The 19,247-nt window shown below is 68.4% G+C and carries 16 protein-coding genes; 9 read left to right on the top strand and 7 right to left on the bottom strand.

The genetic code is table 11. The annotated features are described in order from the left end of the window. Positions 1-138: 138 nt before the first annotated feature. The 7 genes from ACIA49_RS19435 (at position 139) to ACIA49_RS19405 (ending at position 11,087) form a co-directional block, all read left to right on the top strand. The gene (locus tag ACIA49_RS19435; protein WP_396378590.1) at positions 139-2,787 is read left to right on the top strand and encodes an MFS transporter; all 2,649 of its coding nucleotides are present in this window, start codon (positions 139-141) and stop codon (positions 2,785-2,787) included. 917 nt (positions 2,788-3,704) lie between these two features. Then, the gene (locus ACIA49_RS19430; protein ID WP_396378589.1) at positions 3,705-4,994 is read left to right on the top strand and encodes an SWIM zinc finger family protein; all 1,290 of its coding nucleotides are present in this window, start codon (positions 3,705-3,707) and stop codon (positions 4,992-4,994) included. Beyond that, positions 4,991-6,394, top strand: a complete 1,404-nt coding sequence (locus ACIA49_RS19425; protein WP_396378588.1) for a DUF5691 domain-containing protein — start codon at positions 4,991-4,993, stop codon at positions 6,392-6,394. The genes ACIA49_RS19430 and ACIA49_RS19425 overlap by 4 nt, the downstream gene beginning before the upstream one ends. Beyond that, positions 6,391-7,473: an AAA family ATPase gene (locus ACIA49_RS19420; protein ID WP_396378587.1), complete on the top strand. Its 1,083-nt coding sequence runs from the start codon at positions 6,391-6,393 to the stop codon at positions 7,471-7,473. The genes ACIA49_RS19425 and ACIA49_RS19420 overlap by 4 nt, the downstream gene beginning before the upstream one ends. Next, positions 7,470-9,647 (top strand): DUF5682 family protein, encoded by a 2,178-nt coding sequence (locus tag ACIA49_RS19415; RefSeq protein WP_396378586.1) that lies wholly within the window; start codon positions 7,470-7,472, stop codon positions 9,645-9,647. Before ACIA49_RS19420 ends, ACIA49_RS19415 begins: the two co-directional genes overlap by 4 nt. After that, the gene (locus tag ACIA49_RS19410) at positions 9,647-10,792 is read left to right on the top strand and encodes a VWA domain-containing protein (RefSeq protein WP_396378585.1); all 1,146 of its coding nucleotides are present in this window, start codon (positions 9,647-9,649) and stop codon (positions 10,790-10,792) included. The genes ACIA49_RS19415 and ACIA49_RS19410 overlap by 1 nt, the downstream gene beginning before the upstream one ends. 10 nt (positions 10,793-10,802) lie before the next feature. After that, positions 10,803-11,087 carry an antibiotic biosynthesis monooxygenase family protein gene (locus ACIA49_RS19405; RefSeq protein WP_396378584.1) on the top strand — a complete coding sequence of 95 codons (285 nt, stop codon included), beginning with the start codon at positions 10,803-10,805 and terminating at the stop codon, positions 11,085-11,087. Positions 11,088-11,122: 35 nt separating this feature from the next. Here ACIA49_RS19405 and ACIA49_RS19400 read toward each other — a convergent pair whose 3' ends face one another. From ACIA49_RS19400 to ACIA49_RS19390, 3 genes are read right to left on the bottom strand one after another with little or no spacing between them, the layout of a single operon-like run. Further along, entirely contained in the window at positions 11,123-11,872 is a 750-nt protein-coding gene (locus ACIA49_RS19400) for a polysaccharide lyase family 7 protein (RefSeq protein ID WP_396378583.1), read from the bottom strand. A 31-nt stretch (positions 11,873-11,903) separates the two neighbouring features. Further along, positions 11,904-12,842 carry a D-2-hydroxyacid dehydrogenase gene (locus ACIA49_RS19395; protein ID WP_396378582.1) on the bottom strand — a complete coding sequence of 313 codons (939 nt, stop codon included), beginning with the start codon at positions 12,840-12,842 and terminating at the stop codon, positions 11,904-11,906. Beyond that, entirely contained in the window at positions 12,839-13,933 is a 1,095-nt protein-coding gene (locus ACIA49_RS19390; RefSeq protein WP_396378581.1) for a hypothetical protein, read from the bottom strand. Before ACIA49_RS19390 ends, ACIA49_RS19395 begins: the two co-directional genes overlap by 4 nt. 169 nt (positions 13,934-14,102) lie before the next feature. On the opposite strand from ACIA49_RS19390, the gene ACIA49_RS19385 reads away from it, so the two are divergent. Then, the gene (locus ACIA49_RS19385; protein WP_396378580.1) at positions 14,103-15,104 is read left to right on the top strand and encodes a LacI family DNA-binding transcriptional regulator; all 1,002 of its coding nucleotides are present in this window, start codon (positions 14,103-14,105) and stop codon (positions 15,102-15,104) included. 127 nt (positions 15,105-15,231) lie between these two features. Continuing rightward, complete coding sequence (locus ACIA49_RS19380) at positions 15,232-15,663, top strand: GNAT family N-acetyltransferase (RefSeq protein WP_396378579.1); 432 nt, start codon at positions 15,232-15,234, stop codon at positions 15,661-15,663. On the opposite strand, the gene ACIA49_RS19375 is transcribed toward ACIA49_RS19380, so the two are convergent. The 4 genes from ACIA49_RS19375 to ACIA49_RS19360 all read right to left on the bottom strand — a co-directional run bounded on the left by ACIA49_RS19375 (position 15,660) and on the right by ACIA49_RS19360 (position 19,234). Next, on the bottom strand, positions 15,660-16,004 hold the full coding sequence (locus ACIA49_RS19375) for a YciI family protein (RefSeq protein WP_391542483.1): 345 nt from the start codon (positions 16,002-16,004) through the stop codon (positions 15,660-15,662). The genes ACIA49_RS19380 and ACIA49_RS19375 overlap by 4 nt on opposite strands. Before the next feature lie 10 nt (positions 16,005-16,014). Then, entirely contained in the window at positions 16,015-16,965 is a 951-nt protein-coding gene (locus ACIA49_RS19370; RefSeq protein WP_396378578.1) for an aldo/keto reductase, read from the bottom strand. Positions 16,966-17,049: 84 nt separating this feature from the next. Continuing rightward, a complete protein-coding gene (locus ACIA49_RS19365) occupies positions 17,050-18,198 on the bottom strand; it encodes a hypothetical protein (protein WP_396379028.1) in 1,149 nt (382 codons plus the stop codon). Continuing rightward, a complete protein-coding gene (locus ACIA49_RS19360; protein ID WP_396378577.1) occupies positions 18,182-19,234 on the bottom strand; it encodes a glycosyltransferase family 2 protein in 1,053 nt (350 codons plus the stop codon). The genes ACIA49_RS19365 and ACIA49_RS19360 overlap by 17 nt, the downstream gene beginning before the upstream one ends. Between the last annotated feature and the right edge of the window lie 13 nt (positions 19,235-19,247).

The following is a 19,247-nucleotide window of genomic DNA, read 5'->3' as shown; positions in this document are numbered from 1 at the left end:
TGCTGACGCAGCGGGTTTATCGTTGGTAGTTGCAACCAATATCTGGCTGGGTGAGGCAACGCCGGCCGCTTTCCGCCCCGAGGACAGTGCTGATCCACTGCTCTCGGCCGAAGCGACCCCGCGGACGAACGGAACCCGATGTCAGCCACCCGCACCGAGGCCACCGCTTCGGCAACGGCGCAGTTCGATGCCCCCACCCGTTATCGCTCCAAGTACAGCTCCGAGGAGCCGGCGGCCGTCATACCGGCGCCTCCTGCTCCGGGCGCCGATCCTGAGCTGACCCACCGGGAGATCCTCGAGATCCTGGCCGGGCTGCTGGCCGCGCTCTTCACCGCGGTGCTCAGCTCGACGATCGTCAGCAACGCGCTGCCCACGATCATCGCCGACCTCGAGGGTTCGCAGACGCAGTACACGTGGGTCGTCACTGCCAGCCTGCTCGCGATGACCGTGTCCACGCCTGTCTGGGGCAAGCTGTCCGACCTGATGAGCAAGAAGCTGCTGGTGCAGCTCGCGATCATCATGTTCGTGGTCGGCTCCGCGCTCGCCGGCGCAGCTCAGAACGTGCCGTTCCTGATCGGCGCGCGGGTGTTGCAAGGCCTCGCGATGGGCGGCCTGATGGCGCTGGCCCAAGCGATCGTCGGCGCCGCGATCCCACCCCGCAACCGCGGCCGGTACTCCGGCTACATGGGCGCGGTCATGGCGGTCGCCACCGTCTCCGGTCCGCTCGTCGGTGGCGTGATCGTCGACACCTCGTGGCTGGGATGGCGTTGGTGCTTCTACGTCTGCGTCCCGCTGGCGGTCATCAGCCTGATCGTGCTGCAGCGCTTCCTGCACCTGCCGGTGATCAAACGACAGATCAAGCTCGACTACCTCGGCGCTGTTTTGATCGCCGGTGCTGCCAGTCTTCCGCTGATCTGGGTCTCGTTCGCCGGCACCCACTTCGCGTGGTGGAGTTGGCAGACCGGTGCCTACCTCGGCGGTACGGCGTTGCTCGCGCTGCTCGCCGTGATCGTCGAGACCCACGCACGTGACCCGCTCGTCCCCGTCACGGTGGTCCGCGAACGGACGACGGCGCTAGCGATCCTGGCGAGTCTGTCGGTCGGTATCGCGATGTTCGGTAGCGCGGTGTTCCTGGGGCAGTACTTCCAGGTCGCGCGTGGTTACAGCCCGACCGAAGCCGGTCTGCTGACGATCCCGATGATGCTCGGCTCGTTCTTCGGGTCGGTCGGATCGGGTCAGCTGATCACCCGGTTCGGCAAGTGGAAGCGGTACCTGGTTCTTGGTGGACTGTTCCTCACCGCCGGTCTCGGGCTGCTCGGGACGATCGACCACGAGAGCCCGTACTGGTACGTCGGCGCCGGAATGCTCTCGATGGGCATCGGCATGGGCATGATGATGCAGAACCTGGTGCTCGCCGTACAGAACACCGTCGACGTCAGCCAGGTCGGCGCCTCGAGCGCCACCGTCACCTTCTTCCGCAGCCTCGGCGGTGCCGTCGGCGTCTCCGTCCTCGGCGCCGTCCTCGCCAACCGCGTCACCGACCTCATCACCCGCAACCTCCGAGCCCTAGGCCCAGAAGCGGCCGGCGCCGCACCAGGCGGTTCCGGCGGCTCGGTCCTCGACGTCAACTCCCTACCCGCCCCGGTCGCCGACATCGTCCGCCACGCCTACGGCGACGCCACCGGCCACATCTTCGTCATAGCCGCAGCCGCCGCGGCCGTCAGCCTCCTAGCCGTCCTCTTCATCCGCGAAGTCCCCCTCCGCCGAACCGTAGCCATCACCGACCAAGCCCCCGACCTCGCCGCCCCCACCGCCCCAGCCGCCCCAACCCCAGCCGTCGTACCAGGTGCTCCCGGCTCGGGCGTTATGCCGGGTGGGGCGGGCTCAGGTGCCGCATCGGGTGCCGCGGACTCAGGCGACGGATCGGGTGTGAGTGGGGGTGTGCACGGGGCCGGTCACTCGCCCGCTGCTGCGGGCTCTGGTGCCGGATCGGGTGTCTTGGGTGATGGGGCAGGAGCCGATGGCGCTGGACTGGACGCCGACGGATTGCTGGTCGACGCGGGGCATTCGCCCGACGACCCCGCTGAACGGGCTGCGGTGATCGCGCTGAACGTGATCACCTCGGCGGAGCGGACCGCACGCGAACGCGAGCGCGAAGCGAATGAACGGGTCCACGCCGCGGCGACCACCATCCGCCAGATGCGTACCGACGTGGCCGACCTCTTCACCCGGGTCGACCAACAGATCGCCGAGCTGGAAGGCACCCTGCCGGATGCGATCCCGCAACCGGCCGCGGCCATCCTCGATGCGCAGCGCGGTCCCGGCGAACTGTCCGACGAACTGCGCCGCTACGAACTCAGCGTCCTCAGCGCCAGCCAACGCACCGCCGACCACCTCCGCGAAACCGCCAAGGCCGAGGCCGACCACCTCCTCACCGAAGCCCGCGCCGAAGAACAAGAGATCCGCACCCGCATAGCCGAACTGGAAGCCGTAGAACACCGCCTCCTCACCAACATCCGCGACGGCCTCTCCAACACCCCCACCCCACCAGCCACCCCACCCCCCATCACCCCAACCACCTGCGCTGCTCCCTCCGCGCCCGCGGAGACCGCCGTACGGGATGCCGCACCGACGGAATCCGGGCCGGCCGCGGAGACCGGCGTACCGGCTTCTCCCGGCGCGACGGCTGCACACCCGCCGGTCGCCCAGGCGCCGCACGTCGTCCTCCCCCCGTCCCACCACGGCAACGGCTACCCCGAGGTAGAACACCGCCAACCCTTCGGCTGACCACCTCGTGCACCCCTCAACCAATCCCCGACCACAGAACGGTCGGTGGGTGCACAACATGACGAGCCCCACCGACCTTGTGCACCCGCCAACCACATCCCCGGCCATCAAGTGGTCGGTGGGTGCTCAAGGTGGTCGCAGGCGAGCGCCCGTCCGTCGGCGAGTGCGGACTCGCGGCGGTGACCACCTCAAACGCCGTACGTCCGAAGAACGCGCGGGAGTGGTCGGCGAGTCTTCGGACGTTGTGACGCCGATGCAGCCGCGGGCGCTTGGTGGCGCGCCCCCCACTGGGCTGGGGAGCGGAACTGACCTGAATCGACAGGCAGATGTCCCCGGCCCCCGCAACGGACACCCAACCGACGACCGCACCACTACCTCAGCCACAGCCCGTTAACTACAAACAACCGCTACCGGGGTCGCCGAGCGCACCATCCGCCTCAGCCACAGACCACCGCAACCCGAAGGCTCCACTCGGCCGCCGCCGGCCGAGTCGCGCCCAGCGCCGCTAACGTCCGAACGGGCGGAGGGCGGGTCTCCGATCCTTCGGACGTTAGCTCGGGGACCGCGAGCTCAGCCACGAGATGACATCTGACGGGACGGGGTTGGCCTGACGAACCGACCGGCGCGAGTTCGTCGTACGGGAGCTGGTGGGTTCACCCATCAGGTGGTGGGTTCTGCACCCGCATGAGAGTCCAGAACCCACCATCTCGGGGGTCAACCCATGAGATGGGATCCGGGGGACGGGACGTGGCGGACCTGGGGATGGGCGCGAGTTCGTCGTACGGCGGTTGGTGGGTGATCGGTGCAGGGACAGGACATATGTGTCCACTGCGGGGTGGTGTAGGCGGGGATGGGGGTGTGCGTAGGCGACTACCTCCTGTCGTTGGGGTGTCGGGGGTGGGTGGGATGCTTTCGGGGTGGAGACGTGGGATGTGGAGCGGGTGCTGGGGTTGGCGCCTGATTCTGCGGCTGCGAAGGCGGGGCAGGGGTTGGGGCGGGCGGCCAAGTGGTCGGGGGTGGGGAGTTCGGCGCGGGCGGTGTGGGGGTTGTGCCAGGGGAGTGGGAAGCAGCCGTATCAGACTGCGGTCGATCTGAACGGGCCGGCGTACAAGTGTTCTTGTCCTAGCCGGAAGTTTCCGTGCAAGCACGCGCTGGGGTTGCTGTTGGTGTGGGCCGGCGGTGAGGTTCCGCCGGGGGACGAGCCGGAGTGGGTGGACTCGTGGGTCAGCAAGCGGGCTGAGCGGCCGGAGCGGAAGCCGGGGGAGGTTGCTGATCCGCTGGCTGCGCAGGAGCGCGCGTCGCGGCGGGCTGATCGGGTGTCGGCGGGGATGGCGGAGTTGGCTAGTTGGCTGGATGACCAGGTGCGCCAGGGGCTGGGTGGATTCGACCAGCGCGCGTATACCGAGCTGAGCCGGTTGGCCGCCCGGATGGTTGATGCGCAGGCAGGTGGCGTTGCAGGTGCGGTACGGCGAGCTGCCGCGGTGGTCGGGCGCGGTCACGGTTGGCCCGGTGAGCTGCTCGAGGAGTTGTCGCTCATCCACCTGATCGTCTCCGCGCACGCGCGACTGGCCGACCTCCCGCCCGCGCTCGCGGACACCGTGCAATCCCGCATCGGTTGGACCGTCGAAACCGCTCGCGTCCTGGCCGAAGGGGAGAAGGTCGAGGACGACTGGCTGGTCCTCGGCCGCATCATCGAACCCGACGACCACCTCACCGTCCGTCGCGTCTGGTTGCGTGGGGCAACAACCGGTCGCCTCGGTCTCCTCCTCAACTTCGCTGCCGGCGGTCGTCCCCTCGAGCCGCTGCCGGCCCGACCGGGTGAGTACGTTCCCGGCGTCCTGTCCTACTACCCCGGAGCCCTGCCGATGCGCGCGCTGCTCACCCAGTCCGCACCCCGCCTCCCCGCACCGCGCCCCGCCGGAACCACAGCCCACCGAGCACTAGCGTCGTACGTCGAATCCGTCGCCGCCGACCCCTGGAACGAACGCTGGCCGCTTGTCCTCCAAGACGTCCGCCCAGCCCGGTACGGCGAAGGCTGGGCTCTCGTCGATCTCGAAGGCGACGCCCTGGAACTCCTCCCCGGCATCGACCCCTGGAAACTCCTCGCCGTATCCGCCGGCGATCCCATCACCGTCGCCGGCGAATGGAACCGCGCCGGCTTCCGCCCTATGACCTGCTGGCACGAAGACCGCCCGGTGATCCTATGAAGGGCTGGGACGGGCTGGTCAGCTCTGCACTCCTCGGAACCGAGCGCCGACCCGCGCACTTCGAGGAGTTGCCCGAGGCGATCCAGGAGCAACTCGGAGAGGGCGGGCTCCTCGACGCCGCAGCGTTGGCAACGCTCTACCGCCGCGCTGGGCGCAGACCTCTCCGCGACGTCGAGCCGCTCCCGCAGGTCCCCGGTGAGGATCGGCCGTTGCCGAGGCCGGTGGCGATTCGACGGTTGTCGGCGATGCTTGGCGGATTCCAGTCCACCGCGCTCGGTGAGTGGCTGAGGGCTGCGGACGCGCGCGGTTGGGGTGTGCCCCCGGAGTACTTGCCGGCGTTGGCCGACCACGCCCGCAACCGCGCGGAATACCGCCCGCTGGTGATCGCGGCCGCGGGTCGACGAGCGCACTGGCTCGCGGATCTCAACCCTGACTGGCGATTCCTGCATGCAGCGGTTGCTGACAGCAACAACACTGACCTCTGGACCCACGGTGATCCGATCCAACGGAGAAGCTGGCTGCGCGACCTCCGCCGGACCGATCCGGCCGCCGCCCTGGAAGAACTCCGCGAGGTCTGGCCGACCGAGTCCGCCGCCACCCGTACCGACTTCCTCGGCCTGCTGACCGAAGGTTTGAGCGATGCCGACGAGGAGTTTCTCGAGGCAACGCTTGATGATCGCTCCCGGGAGGTACGACGGATCGCGGCGACTCTGCTGACCCGACTGACCGGCAGCCGTCTTAGTCGGCGGATGGTTGAGCGGCTCAACGCGCATCTGGTTGTCACGCAGGACGTGCTTAAGGCGGACCTGCCGCGGCAGCTCAATGCGAGTATGGAACGCGACGGGCTCGACTCTCAGTTCACCGAAGGGATCGGCAAGCGGGCCAACTGGTTCCGCCAGATTGTTGCTGCTAGTCCGCTCGCGGCGATGGAACTCAGCTGGCTGCAGCTGCCGGTGGAGGGCGTTGCCCCTGAGGTTCTCCAGGCGGCCTGGACCGAGGCGGCTATCCGTGAAGGCTCGGCCGAGTGGGCTCGCGAGCTACTCCGAACCGGCGCCAACACCGGCACGCGCAGCCCGGCGGAGCTCCTGAGACTCCTCCCGCCCGACGAATGGGCCCGCGCCGTTGAGGCACTCCGCAAGACCGTCGACATCACCGAACTCGTCGGCGGCCTGCCCGTCCCGTGGCCGACAAGCCTTGCCACCATGCTGCTCGACCAACTCGCCAAGGTCGGCACGGCCCGCGACTGGGCCCGCCTGGCGAGCGTCACCGCCCGCGCCGTACCTCCCGACGTACTGAACCATCCGATCACCCGCGAACCGACCGGCGAAGAAGACACCTGGCGCCGCCGGCTCGTCGAAACCCTGACCTTCCGCCGCGAGCTTTATGAGGAGCTGTCATGACCACTGAAGTACTGCGGCCGCACGCCGAGACCGAGTACGCCGCGGAGCTCGCCGCGCTCAGGGCAGCGGACGACCGGCCGCGGCCTCCGGCGTGGTTGCTGTCGCCCGCGGCGGTGGTCACCTACCTGCTGGGCGGACGCGCCGGTGACACTGAGATCTCACCCAAGTACGTCGGTCCGCGGCGGCTGATCGAGGTCGCGGTGGCGACCCTCGCGACGGATCGGGCGCTGCTGCTGCTCGGTGTCCCCGGTACGGCGAAGACGTGGGTGAGCGAGCATCTCGCGGCCGCGATCAGTGGGGACTCCACGCTGCTCGTGCAAGGTACGGCGGGCACGGCCGAGGAGGCGATCCGGTACGGGTGGAACTACGCGCAGTTGATTGCCCAGGGCCCCAGTGAGGCCGCGCTCGTGCCGAGTCCGGTCCAGCGGGCCATGGCCGAGGCGAAGATCGCCCGGATCGAAGAGCTGACCCGGATGCCGTCCGACGTCCAGGATGCGCTGATCACCATCCTGTCCGAGAAGACGCTGCCGATTCCTGAGCTGGCGACGGAAGTCCAAGCCCGCAAGGGATTCAATGTCATTGCGACGGCCAACGACCGGGACAAGGGCATCAACGAGCTCTCGTCCGCACTGCGCCGCCGGTTCAACACCGTCGTACTCCCGTTGCCGGACAACGCCGAGGACGAGGTCGAGATCGTCTCCCGCCGGGTCGCGCAACTCGGTTCGGCGCTCGAACTCCCGCAGGCCGACGACGCGCTCGACGAGATCCGTCGCGTGGTGACGATCTTCCGCGAACTCCGTTCGGGCCGCACCGAAGACGGCCGTACGGCGGTCAAGTCGCCGTCCGGCACGCTGTCGACCGCAGAGGCGATCAGCGTGGTGACCGGCGGTCTCGCGCTGGCCGCGCACTTCGGGGACGGTGTCCTGCGACCGACAGACGTTGCCGGCGGCATCCTTGGCGCGGTCGTCAAGGATCCGTCCGCCGATCGCGTGGTCTGGTCGGAGTACCTGGAGACCGTGGTTCGCGAGCGCGACGACTGGGCGCCGTTCTATCGCGCTGCGCGAGAGATCTCCGGATGACCGTTCACCTGCTCGGGATTCGGCACCACGGGCCGGGGTCGGCGCGCGCGGTCGCGACGACCCTCGCTGAACTCCAGCCCGACATCGTGTTGATCGAAGGACCGCCCGAGGCGGACAAGGTCGTCGAGTTGGCCGCATCCGAGGAGATGGAACCACCGGTCGCGTTGCTGGCCTACGCGGTGGACGATTCGACCCGGGCCGCGTTCTGGCCCTTCGCGGTGTTCAGTCCGGAGTGGCAGGCGATCAAGTACGCGCTCGCGGCCGACGTACCGGTGCGGTTCTGCGATCTGCCGGCCGCACACCAGTTCGCATCGGAAGGTCGCGAGGGGCGCCGGGGTGCGTCGATGGATCCCTTGGCGACGCTGGCGAACGCGGGCGGGTACGACGATCCCGAGCGCTGGTGGGACGACGTGATCGAGTCGCGGCGGGATGGCGCCGAGCCGTTCACCGTGATCGCGGACGCGATGCGCGAGCTGCGTCACGACGAGGTGGCGAGTGGTCGTGAGGCGCAACGTGAGGCGTACATGCGGACGGTACTGCGGAAGGCGATCCGCGAAGGTTTTGAACGGATCGCGGTCGTCTGCGGGGCCTGGCATGTGCCCGCGCTGGAAGCTCCGTTGCCCCCGGCAACACATGACGCCCGCATCCTGAAGGGCCTGCCGAAGCGGAAGGTCGCCTGCACCTGGGTGCCGTGGACGCATGGCCGGCTCGCGGCGGCCAGCGGGTACGGCGCCGGCATCACCTCGCCGGGCTGGTACCACCACCTGTTCACCGCGCCGGATCAGATCACCACGCGCTGGTTAACCAAGGTCGCCCAGGTACTGCGGGCCGAGGACCTCCCCGTGTCGAGCGCTCACGTGATCGAGGCCGTCCGCCTCGCCGACACGTTGGCTGCGCTGCGGGAACGGCCGTTGGCCGGGCTGAGCGAGGTGACCGAAGCAACACGCGCAGTCCTCTGCGGAGGCAACGACGTACTGCTGAATCTCGTCACTCGCGAAGCGGTCGTCGGTGAGCTGCTCGGGACGGTTCCGGGCAAGACGCCACAAGCGCCGGTGGCCGCTGATCTCGCGGCTCAAGCGCGGCGGCTAAGACTGCGTAGGGATGCGACCGAGCGTGTGATCGAGCTCGATCTGCGGAAGGCCAATGACCTGCAGAAGTCGCGGCTCCTGCATCGGCTGCGGATCCTCGGCGTGCATTGGGGTGTGCCGGCAACCGATGAGCGACGGGCCCAGGGCACGTTCCGCGAGATGTGGAAGCTGATCTGGGACCCCGGTCTCGAGGTCGAACTCGTTGCCGCGGGCGCCCACGGTACGACGGTAGTCGGCGCCGCGACCACGGTGATGTTGCGCGCGGCCGATGACGCCAACACCTTGGCAGACGTCACCGCAGCGCTGGAGAAGTCGTTGCTCGCGGCCCTTGATGACGCCCTGCCCGCATTGTTGGCCGGCGTCGATACAAGAGCCGCGGCCGATGCGGATGTCGGGCATCTGATGGCGGCGCTGCCCGCGTTGGCGCGCTCATCCCGGTACGGCGATGTGCGTGGTACCGATACCGCCGGGCTGGCCGCGGTCGCGAGCCGGATGGTGTCACGGATCTGCGCGGGCCTCGACCGCACTGTGCACGGACTCGATCCGGACGCGGCGACTGCCGTACAGGAATTGATCGACGGGGTGCAGGATGCGACCGCGCTACTGACCGAGGATGTGCGGGCCGAGTGGCTGGAAACCCTGCAGGGGTTGAGCGATCGGCCGTCGGTGCCGCCGTTGATCCGCGGGCGGTTGACGCGGTTGATGCTCGACACGTCGCGCCTGCCGGACCAGGAGATCGCCCTCAGGCTTGGTCGCGCGCTCTCACCCGGTACACCGACTGTCGACGCGGCCGGGTTTGTCGAGGGGTTCCTCGCCGGTGGTGGGCTGCTGCTCGTGCACGACGAGCGGTTGCTGGGTCTGGTCGACGCCTGGCTGGGTGGGATTCCGGATGACGCGTTCGTCGAGGTTTTGCCGTTGCTGCGAAGGACTTTCGGGACTTTCGCGGCCCCCGAGCGGCGGACGATCGGCGCGCGGGCGAAAGTGCTGGCCGATCCCGGGAGTGCTGTGGTTGCTGATGACAACGATCTCGACGCCGAGCTGGCCGCCTCTGTGCTGCCGGTGGTCGCGCAATTGCTGGGGGTCTGATGGACGAGCGACTACGGCGCTGGCGACTCGTGCTCGGCAGCGAGGCCGACCCCGAGACCGGTACGACGCTGTCCAGCACCGACCAGTCGATCGACAAGGCGCTCGCCGCCCTGTACGACGCCGCACCGGGCGACCACGGTGGTCAACGAGCTGCCGGACTCGGATCCTCCGCCCCGAGAGTGGCCCGCTGGCTGGGGGATATCCGGCAGTACTTCCCGAGCACTGTCGTCCAAGTGATGCAGCGCGACGCGGTCGACCGGCTCGGCATCACGCGGATGCTGATGGAGCCGGAGCTGCTGAACGCGGTCGAGCCGGACGTGCATCTGGTCAGCACGCTGATGGCGCTCAACGAGGTGATGCCCGAGGAGACCAAACAGACCGCGCGCGAGGTGGTCGGTCGGGTGGTCGCCGAGCTGGAGGCCCGGTTGGCCGAGCGCACCAAGGCGGCCGTCACCGGTGCACTCGATCGAGCTGGCCGGACGGGTCGGCCGCGGCACTCCGACATCGACTGGGACCGGACGATCCGGGCCAACCTCAAGCACTTCTCACCGGCGCTCGGCACGATCGTCCCCGATCGGCTGGTCGGGTACGCGCGGCGGAATCACAGCGTGCAGCGGGACGTCGTACTGGCGATTGATCAGTCGGGGTCGATGGCGGAGTCGGTCGTGTACGCCGCGTTGTTCGGGGCGGTGCTCGGGTCGATCCGGACGTTGAAGACGAGCCTGGTCGTGTTCGACACGGCGGTGGTCGATCTGACCGATCAGCTGGAGGATCCGGTCGACGTCCTGTTCGGGACCCAGCTGGGTGGTGGCACGGATATCAACCGGGCGCTCGCTTATTGCGAGCAGTTGGTCACCAAGCCTTCGGAGACCGTTCTCGTGCTGATCTCCGATCTCTACGAAGGTGGAGTGCGCGAGGAATTGTTGCGGCGGGCCCGTGGTTTGGTTGAAGCAGGTGTCCAGGTGATCGCGTTGCTGGCCCTGGCCGACTCCGGGACACCGTCGTACGACGCCGAGAACGCCGCGGCGCTCGTGGAGCTCGGCGTACCGACTTTTGCCTGTACACCTGATCGTTTTCCCGACCTGATGGCGGCCGCGATTCGTCGTGACGACATCACCGGTTGGGCCTCGACCAACCTGTCTTGAGAGGACTGAGATGACCACCGTTGAACTGACCCGCTTCCGCGTGCTGCCGGAGAAGACCTCCGAGTTGCTGGAGGCACGGGCGGAGATGCTCAAGGATTTCGCGGCTGATCGGGCCGGGTTCCTGAACGCGCGACTGGTGCAGCTGCCGGGGGACGAGTGGCTCGACATCGTCGAATGGGAGACCGCCGAGGACTTCGCGGCGTCGCGCGAGAAGGGCGGCAACCTGCCAGGGATCGCGCGGTTCTTCGCGGCGATCGACTCGCTGGTGGTCGCCGAAGAGGGAACGCTGGCCTGACGGACCGGGGCCCCGGGTCGCGGGGCCCCGTCGGTTCAGCTGTGCGTGACGGTGACGTTGTAGATCACGGTCTCGCCGTAGTTGCTGGTGTCGCAGGGCGAGGAGTTGGTGCAGTTCGCCTGGGTGTAGACGCCGGCCTTGAAGTAGCCGCCGCTGAACGACTTCGGGATCGTTGTCTGCAGCACGTTGTTGTAGTACGCCTTGATCGATCCGTTGCTGACCACGAACTTCGCCTGGAACCGCTTGCCGAGCGTGTAGTTGCCGTCGACAAGCTTGTAGTGCGTGTCGTTCTCGTTCGTGACGTAGAGGCTGGAGCCGTCGAGGCGGAACGTGGACATGTCGTTGCCGTTGTGGATCTGGCCGGCGATGACTTGCGGCTTGGTGTTCGGCCGGTGCGTGATCGCCTCGTCGATGATCATCGTGTGGGTACCGGAGGTCGACGACCACGAGGCGGCGGACGACCCCTTCATCTCGCGCAGTTCGGAGCGGGCATAGGTGGTGTTCGGCGTGGTGACGCCGTTCACCGCGTTGCGGAAGCGGACGCCGTTGCAGTTGGGCTGGTCGATGAACCACGGGCTCAACTCGTAGCCGTCGAGCTGGGGCTGGCCGACCTCCAGCACCTGCGTGCCGGACTGGTTCGGGTTGTCGACCGGCAACTGCACCTTCCAGTTGGCCAGATTCAGTACGTCGGCCGGCGTCGTACAGGCCGTTGTTGCTGCAGTCGCGGGTACGGCCGCGGCGGACGCGGCCAGCAGTGCGGTGGCGAGGAGTGCTCGGACGAACATGCTGTTCTCCTTCGGGGGCGGTGGGCAATCATCAGAACCGCTGGGCTTTGTCGACCTGGTTGATCAACGGGTCCCCAGCGAGGAACCGACGGGTGTTCTCCAGCAGTACGGCGAATCGTCGTTCGGCCGCATGTGGCCCTGCCCCGGCCACATGCGGAGTGATCAGTACGTCGGGCCGCGACCACAGCGGGTGGTCGGGCGGTAGTGGCTCGGTCTCGAACACGTCGAGCGCGATGCCGCCGAGCTGAGCTTCGGCCAGGTCATCGAGCCGGACGGTGGGACCGCGACCGACGTTCACGAAGAGGGCGGTCGGCTTGAAGTGCTTGAGGCGTTCGGCGTTGATCATGCCTTCGGTCTGCGGGGTGTGCGGCACGGTCAGTACGACCACATCCGCGGTCGGCAGCAGTTCGTCCAGGTGGTCCACGGGGTGCAGCGCGGCAAACCCCTTCGGTGGCTCGGTGATCCGAGCATCAACCCCGATGACCGTCGTACCGAACTCTGCAAGTAGCCGCCCAACCTCAGCCCCGACGGCTCCCCCTCCGATGATCAGTGCCGTCGCCTCACCCAGTGGCAGGACCGCCTGTGGATCCCAGTCGGGCGCCCACCGCGCAGCCTGCTGCTCGCGGACGTAACGCGGCAGCCCCCGAGCCATCGCCAACACCAACGCGAGCGTGTGCGTCGCCACATGATCGGTGTACGTGTCCCGCATGTTCGTCACCACCACGGGATGCTCAACCAACGCCGGGTAGTAGAAGTCCGGCGCCGGCCCAGCCTGCGGAGCCTGCAACCACCGAAGCCGCCCCGCCCGCTTCAGCAACTCCTCCGGCAACACCCCATACGCCGCATCCGCCCGCTCGATCGCCTCAGCATCTGTCACCACCCGCACCCCCGGTACGGCGGCCTCCAACCGCCCGGGCCACTCAGCAGTTTCCGCACTCAGAGGCGGCAACATCACCAGCACCAAGGTCATGAGCGTGCCTCGGTGATGGCGGTGCGGATCCGTTCCAGACGTGCTTGCGAGGCCAGGCCCGCGTGGTAGTACCTGACTTCGGCGGCTCCTGCTTCTAGCAACTCGGTGACGCCGTCCCAGTGCTCGTTGAGGGCTGTCACGTTGGCCACTAGCGGGACGTCGGTTCGTTGGGCTGCTGCCTTCAGTTGGCGGGCGGCGGCGCCGGCGTCGCCCCAGCATTTCAGGACGAAGGCATCGGGCTGCACGCTCTGGAAGTCAACGCCTACATCTGGCCCGGTCACCCAGGGGTCATCTGTTGCCATGAGCAACACTCGGCGGTCTCCTCCCGCTAGCGACTTTGCTTCGCGGACCAGGTCGGCGATGACCGTGGCTCGGTGGTTGAGGAGGGCAGTGGCGTCGATGTTGGGCGCGGGAGAGCCGTGCAGCTCGGCGTCGACGGCGGCTCGCACCGACTGGGCCATCCGGTCGGCGTCGGATCCCAGCGCCGTACGGCAGGCAGGGCAGAAACAGAGGGAGAGTAGGCGGCGGGCGGTGGCCGACAGCTCGGCTCCATCGGTCTTCTCGTGGTGACTGCCGTGGTCGAAGCCGAGCCAGCCACACGCCTCGAGCATCAGCGCGCCGACGTCGTACTGGTCGCAGACCTCGCTCACGAGTGTCAGCGCGTACTCACGAACCGCCTGGTGCGACGGGCACAACGCATACGGATACCGCTCGCCGTACGCGTTCCGCACGGTCACGTCCGGGTGAGCAGCACCGACGGCAGATGAGTGAGTCAGCACGAGCCATGCCTCGACCGACAGCCCAGCGGCGGTGAGCGCGGCGGCCGCAGTACCGAAGCGGTCGGGGTTATCCACAGCCCAGCTGGGGGCAAGTGGGCGCAGGCCGGACCAACGGTCTGGGCGGATCGGGAAGTACGCCGCCGCGTGCTCAGCGTGGACGACGCGGTGGGCCGGGTGCCAGGGGGTGATGCCGCGGACCGCGTGGTACGCCGCCTGCAGGGTGACCGTGTCGGCGCCCAGCTCAGCGATCCGTACGGCGGCGTCCGGGTCGCCGATCAGGTCCCAGGTGTACGCGAACACGCCGTGGCCCACTGCTGCACACTCCCTCGTTGGTAAGCGCTTGCCGGATTCAGGGTAGATCCGGCGGGTCGCTCGCGGCAAGAGCTGAGAAAGCGGTTTCATATCCACAGGTTGTGCATGACCTTGTGGATCAGTGATCCTGAGAAAGGGATTTCAGAAGGAGGTGAGACAGTCGCGAGCCATGCAGCGGGTGACGATCACCGACGTCGGCGCGGCCGCCGGGGTCTCGCCGGCCACCGTCTCTCGGGTCCTGAACGGCACGGCGAAGGTCGACGCGGCCCTCGCGGACCGCGTCCAGACGGCGGTTCGCACCCTCGGCTATCGCCCGAATGCCGCCGCCCAAGGACTGGCGCGCGGGCGTTGGGGCACGATCGGCGTGCTCGTCCCGGACCTCGCCAACCCGTACTTCCCGGAGATCCTCAAAGCCGTCAGCGCCGTCGCCCGCGCGAACGGTCACCGCGTGATGATCATGGAGTCCGAGGAGAACCCGGCCGTCGAACCAGAGCTGGTCGCCGACCTCCTCCGCAGCTGCGACGGCCTCCTGCTCTGCTCACCCCGCATGCCGCGCGACCAGCTCGTCGACCTCGCCGACCGCGGGCACCCGATGGTGCTCGTCAACCGCATCGTCCCCGGCCTCGCCGTACCGTCGATCTCGGTGGACTTCTACGGCGGTACGACGCTCATCTGCGGGCATCTCGCTCAACTCGGCCATCGCGAGGTCGCCTACCTCAGCGGGCCGGAAGCCTCCTGGGCCAACGGCGAACGCATCCGCGCGCTAGAGGCCGCTGCCGCTTTCGGCCTCCACGTGACGGTCATCCCCTGCGGCGCCACCGCCGCCGACGGTCACGCGACCGCCGACCAGATCCTCCCGACGGGTGCCACCGCAGTCGTCACCTACAACGACCTGGTCGCCCAAGGTGCACTCAACAAACTCGCGCAGCTGGGCGTCGCCGTACCGGATGATCTCTCGGTCATCGGCTTCGACAACTTGTCGCTCGACTGGTCCGGCCAAACCACGCTGACCACCGTCGCGATGCCCCGCGACGACCTAGGCCGCCAAGCCGCCAACCTCCTCGAACACCTGATGACCGGCACCCCCGACACCAACCCCCACCTCCTCCCGATGCAGCTGCTCGTTCACGCGACCTCAGCCGGGCCCAGGTGGACCTCCACCACCCACTGACGTCGGCGGGAAGGGCTTGCTGACAGGTCGCCAGGCGTGGAGGTGCACGAGGCGCAGAGGTTGGTGGGTGATGGCGGTCCGCAGAAATGTGATGGCCGAAGAGGCTGGGCCGCTTTACCTTGTGGGGATGGAGATCGGGGAGGTTCGGGCGGAGGAGTACGGGCGGGCGGCCGAGTTGTGGGAGGCGTCGGTCCGGGCTACTCACGACTTCGTGACCGAGGCGGATCTCGACGTGTTCCGGCCGCTGGTGCGAGGTGCGTTCGCGGAGATCCCGCAGCTGGCGGGGTTGCGGACCGACGACGGGTACCTGGTCGGCTTCGTCGGGGTGGCCGAGGGGAACGTGGAGATGTTGTTCCTGGATCCGGCGTACCGCGGGCAGGGCGGTGGGACCTTACTGCTCGACCACGCGCGCAAGGAGTTTGCGGCGACGGCTGTGGACGTGAACGAGCAGAACCCGCAGGCGGTTGGTTTCTACGAGCACTACGGGTTCAAGCTGGTGGGCCGGAGCGAGCGGGACTCGACCAACAAGCCCTCCCCGATCCTGCACCTGAAGCTTTAGCCGGCGATCTCGAGGATGTCGATCTCGGTGTAGGGGTCGGCCTCGGCGAAGCGCAGGGCCCAGCGGACCGCGTCCTCCTTGGAGTCGACGCGGATGATCGACAGCCCGGCGACGAGCTCCTTGGTCTCGGCGAAGGGGCCGTCGATGACGCGTGCGGGGCCTGGTTCCGCGACCGAGATGCGGGCGCCGTGGGCGCTCGGCATCAGGCCCTCGGCGACCAGCAGGATGCCGGCCTGCCGCATCTCTTCGAGGACCGCGTCCGCCCGCGCGAGGATCTCCGCGGACGGCGGGTTGCCGGCTTCGAGTGAGTCGTTCGTCTTGTGGAGCAGCATGAACCGCATACCGCCGACCTTAGTGCGTGACCAGCTCCGCCCAGAATGCTTCGGGGACGGCGTGTTCCAGCCACCCCGCGGCCTCGCTGATCTCCCGCGGACTCCGCGCCCCGACGACCACAGCCGGTACGGCGGGATGCCGGAGCGGGAACTGAATCGCGGCCGCCAGCACCGGTACGTCGTACTGGCGGCACAGCGCGCGGAGTCGGTCGATCCGGGCGAGCAGCTCGGGTCGGACTCGGGCGTACCCGTGGGGAGCGCCGTCCGCGGTGTCGGCGAGCACCCCGCCTTGGAACACCCCGGCCGCGATGACAGCCACGCCGAGGTCCGAGCACAGTGGGAGTAGCTCGTCAGTCGCGGAGCGGTCGAGCAGCGTGTAGCGGCCGGCGAGCAGGATGCAGTCCGGTCCGGCGGTACCTGTCTCACGGAGGAACCGGGCGGCGACGTCCGCGTGGTTCACGCCGAGCGAGATCGCCCGGATCGCGCCGCGGCCACGCAGCTCGTTGAGCGCGCGGAGGGCGTCGGTCGAGGCGGTCGCGAAGTCGAGGTCAGGGTCGTGGATGTGCAGGATGTCGATCCGGTCGATCCCCATCCGCTCCAGACTCGCCTCGAACGAGCGGATCACCGCGCCGTACGAGTAATCGAGCCGCGGCCCGACACCCGCCGGTGGCTCGGCCCAGATCGGCTGCAGGTCCGGTCCGCCGGGCTCGATCAGCCGCCCGACCTTGGTGGAGAGCACGAACCGATTCCGCGGCCGCCCGCGAAGCGCCAACCCGGTCCGTTGCTCGGAGACGCCGTACCCGTAGACCGGCGCAGTGTCGAACAACCGCACCCCGAGCTCCCACGCCCGGTCGATCGTCGCGATCGCCTGCGACTCCGGCACCGCCGCGAACATCCCCCCGATCGAAGCCAGCCCCAACCCCAACCTGCTGACCCGCAACCCCGTCCGCCCCAACTCCACACTCCGCATGCCGCGACCCTAAAAGCCCCCACCGACAATCCACCTTGAGCACGGCTCAACCACCCAAGCCGCCCGCGAATGGTCGGTGGGTGCTCAAAGTGGGGGGAGGGCGCTGGGGGCGTAGTAGATGTCGGGAGTGGGGCAGAGAGGGGCGTTCGGGAGGTCGGCTGGGTCGGTGAGCAGTACGGCGTGGCCGGCGGTGATGGGTCCGGCCAGGTACTCGTGGCCGGGGAGGTTGGCTACGGCGGTGCGGCAGCCTAGGGCCATGCCTTCGAAGAGGGCGGTGGTGGAGACGCCTACCTGGTACGTCGCTCGCGCTAGGAGGTCGAGGGTGTTGCCTGTGGTCGAGAGCTCGACGCCGGGCGCGGGGGTGTAGTCGGCGGCATGTTCACTGGGGTGGAGGCGGAAGAGGACCTTCAACCCAGGGTTGGCCTTGGCAACTGACGACGCGACGTGGAGGAGATCGCCGCCGGTTGTTCCTTGGGAGAGGAAGACCGCGAGCGAAGGGTCCTTCGGCTCAACAGCAGGCAGGTACGGCACCCCGACGACGGAGGTCTGCATTCCGGCCGGGAGGTCGGCGACCGAGGACCAGTACGAGCCGAAGGTCCACAGCTCGTCGGGCTGGTCAGCGACGACCGGGCGGCCTGGGTAGCTGTAGCCGAGGTGGAAGGGGCTGATCGCGCCGTGCTGGAGTTCGACGACACGGATGCCGAGGTCACGGGCGGCGCCGACGATGTGCTGGTGGAAGTAGGCCACGACGACGTACACGGTCTTGATGTCGTGCCGCTTCAGCAACCGACGGTAGAGCGCCCGCAGCCGCAGATGCTTGGGCACCTCGCGAGCGAGCAGCGCCCCGACCGGCACCGAGACTCCGGTCAACGCTGATAACGCCGCCCCGACCCCACGGTCGTCGACCGACCGTGAGTGCACCGCACCAGCGGCCGAGGTGAAGAAGTCGAGATTGCGGCTGCCGGGCAGCGGTACCCCATTGATCCCCGAGTCGAGGATCAACGCGGACGGGCCCAACGCAGAGCGGAGTTCGTCGGTGTAGATCTCGACACCGTCCGGTTTCCGCGGATGCGGTACGACGAGAGCGTCGTACCGGCCGAGGAACGGGTTGCGGGTCGCGAGACCGGCCACATGCCGCCCGACCAGGCCGAGCTTGGCGCCGGTGGAACGGCGGACCGGATGGGGAACACCGTGGATGCCGGAACGACGGGTCAGCTCATGGAAGACGCGCATCCGGATGATCGGCCACGGGTGCGCGCCCCGGATCTGCCAGTCGAGCAGACTCAGGTCCTGCTCCACCTGCCAGATCGCCCGGCACAGGCTCGCCACCGTCGTGTTCGGCGCCGTGCCGTTCCCGGTACTCGTCATGGTTGATCCCTACTATGCCTGCCAGGCTGCCGACCCCGGAGAAGAACCGGCGGACTGCCTTGAGCAGGTGCGTCTTCCGGCCGAGCAGCAGTCCGGCGAGCGCGTAGCCGATCGCCGAGACCACCCGGGCGGAAGCATAGGCCAGCACCAGCACGTAGCTGACCGCGCCCGGACGGATCAGCAGGCGGCTGATCGTGTCCCCGCTGCCGGAGCGGAAGGCACGCCGTACCAGCCAACTGAGCGTGGTCCGCGCGGGCGGGACCTCCTCGGCGATCACGGCCTCTTCACACCAGACGATCCGGAAGCCGGCCCGGTGCACCCGCAGGAAGAAGTGCAGGTCGCTGGAGCCGGTGTAGCGGAACGCGGGATGGAAGCCCGGCGTGATCGTGTGATAAACCCGCCGGCTGACCAGCGTGTTGTTCGTGTACGCCTTGCGCATCTCGAGGCCGGTGGTGTGCCGGCCGGTCGAGTCGTGGACGTCGCTGTAGTGGTTCCACGGCGGGGCGCCGTCGGGGAGATTGCCCTTCACCGGGCCGGTGACAACGTCGGCACCGGATCTCTCCCAGGCGTCCAGCAGCGTCGCCAGCCAGTTGGACGGAGCGACCTCGTCGTCGTCGACGAAGATCAGTGCGTCGTCGTTCCAGCAGAGCTCCACCGAGCGCTCGCGCGCGAACGGGATCCCCGGCTCGGGCTCCACCACCGACTCGATCGGGTACCGATCGCCGTCGAACGCGGCCACCACCTGGGCCGCGGTGCCGTCGGCATCGTTGTCCACGACGACGATCCGGACCGCATAATCCGAGCCCTCGGGCAGCTCCTGGGCCTGCAAACTCGTCAGGAGTCCACGCAACAGACCAGGCCGCCTAAACGTGATTACCGCAATGGCGACACTGGTACTCATAGGCCTGCAGACT

The sequence above is a fragment of the Kribbella sp. NPDC051587 genome (genome assembly GCF_044453945.1).
GTDB lineage: Bacteria > Actinomycetota > Actinomycetes > Propionibacteriales > Kribbellaceae > Kribbella.
The sequence above is the reverse complement of the archived record's forward strand: the minus strand, read 5'-3'. Positions and strand labels throughout refer to the sequence as shown.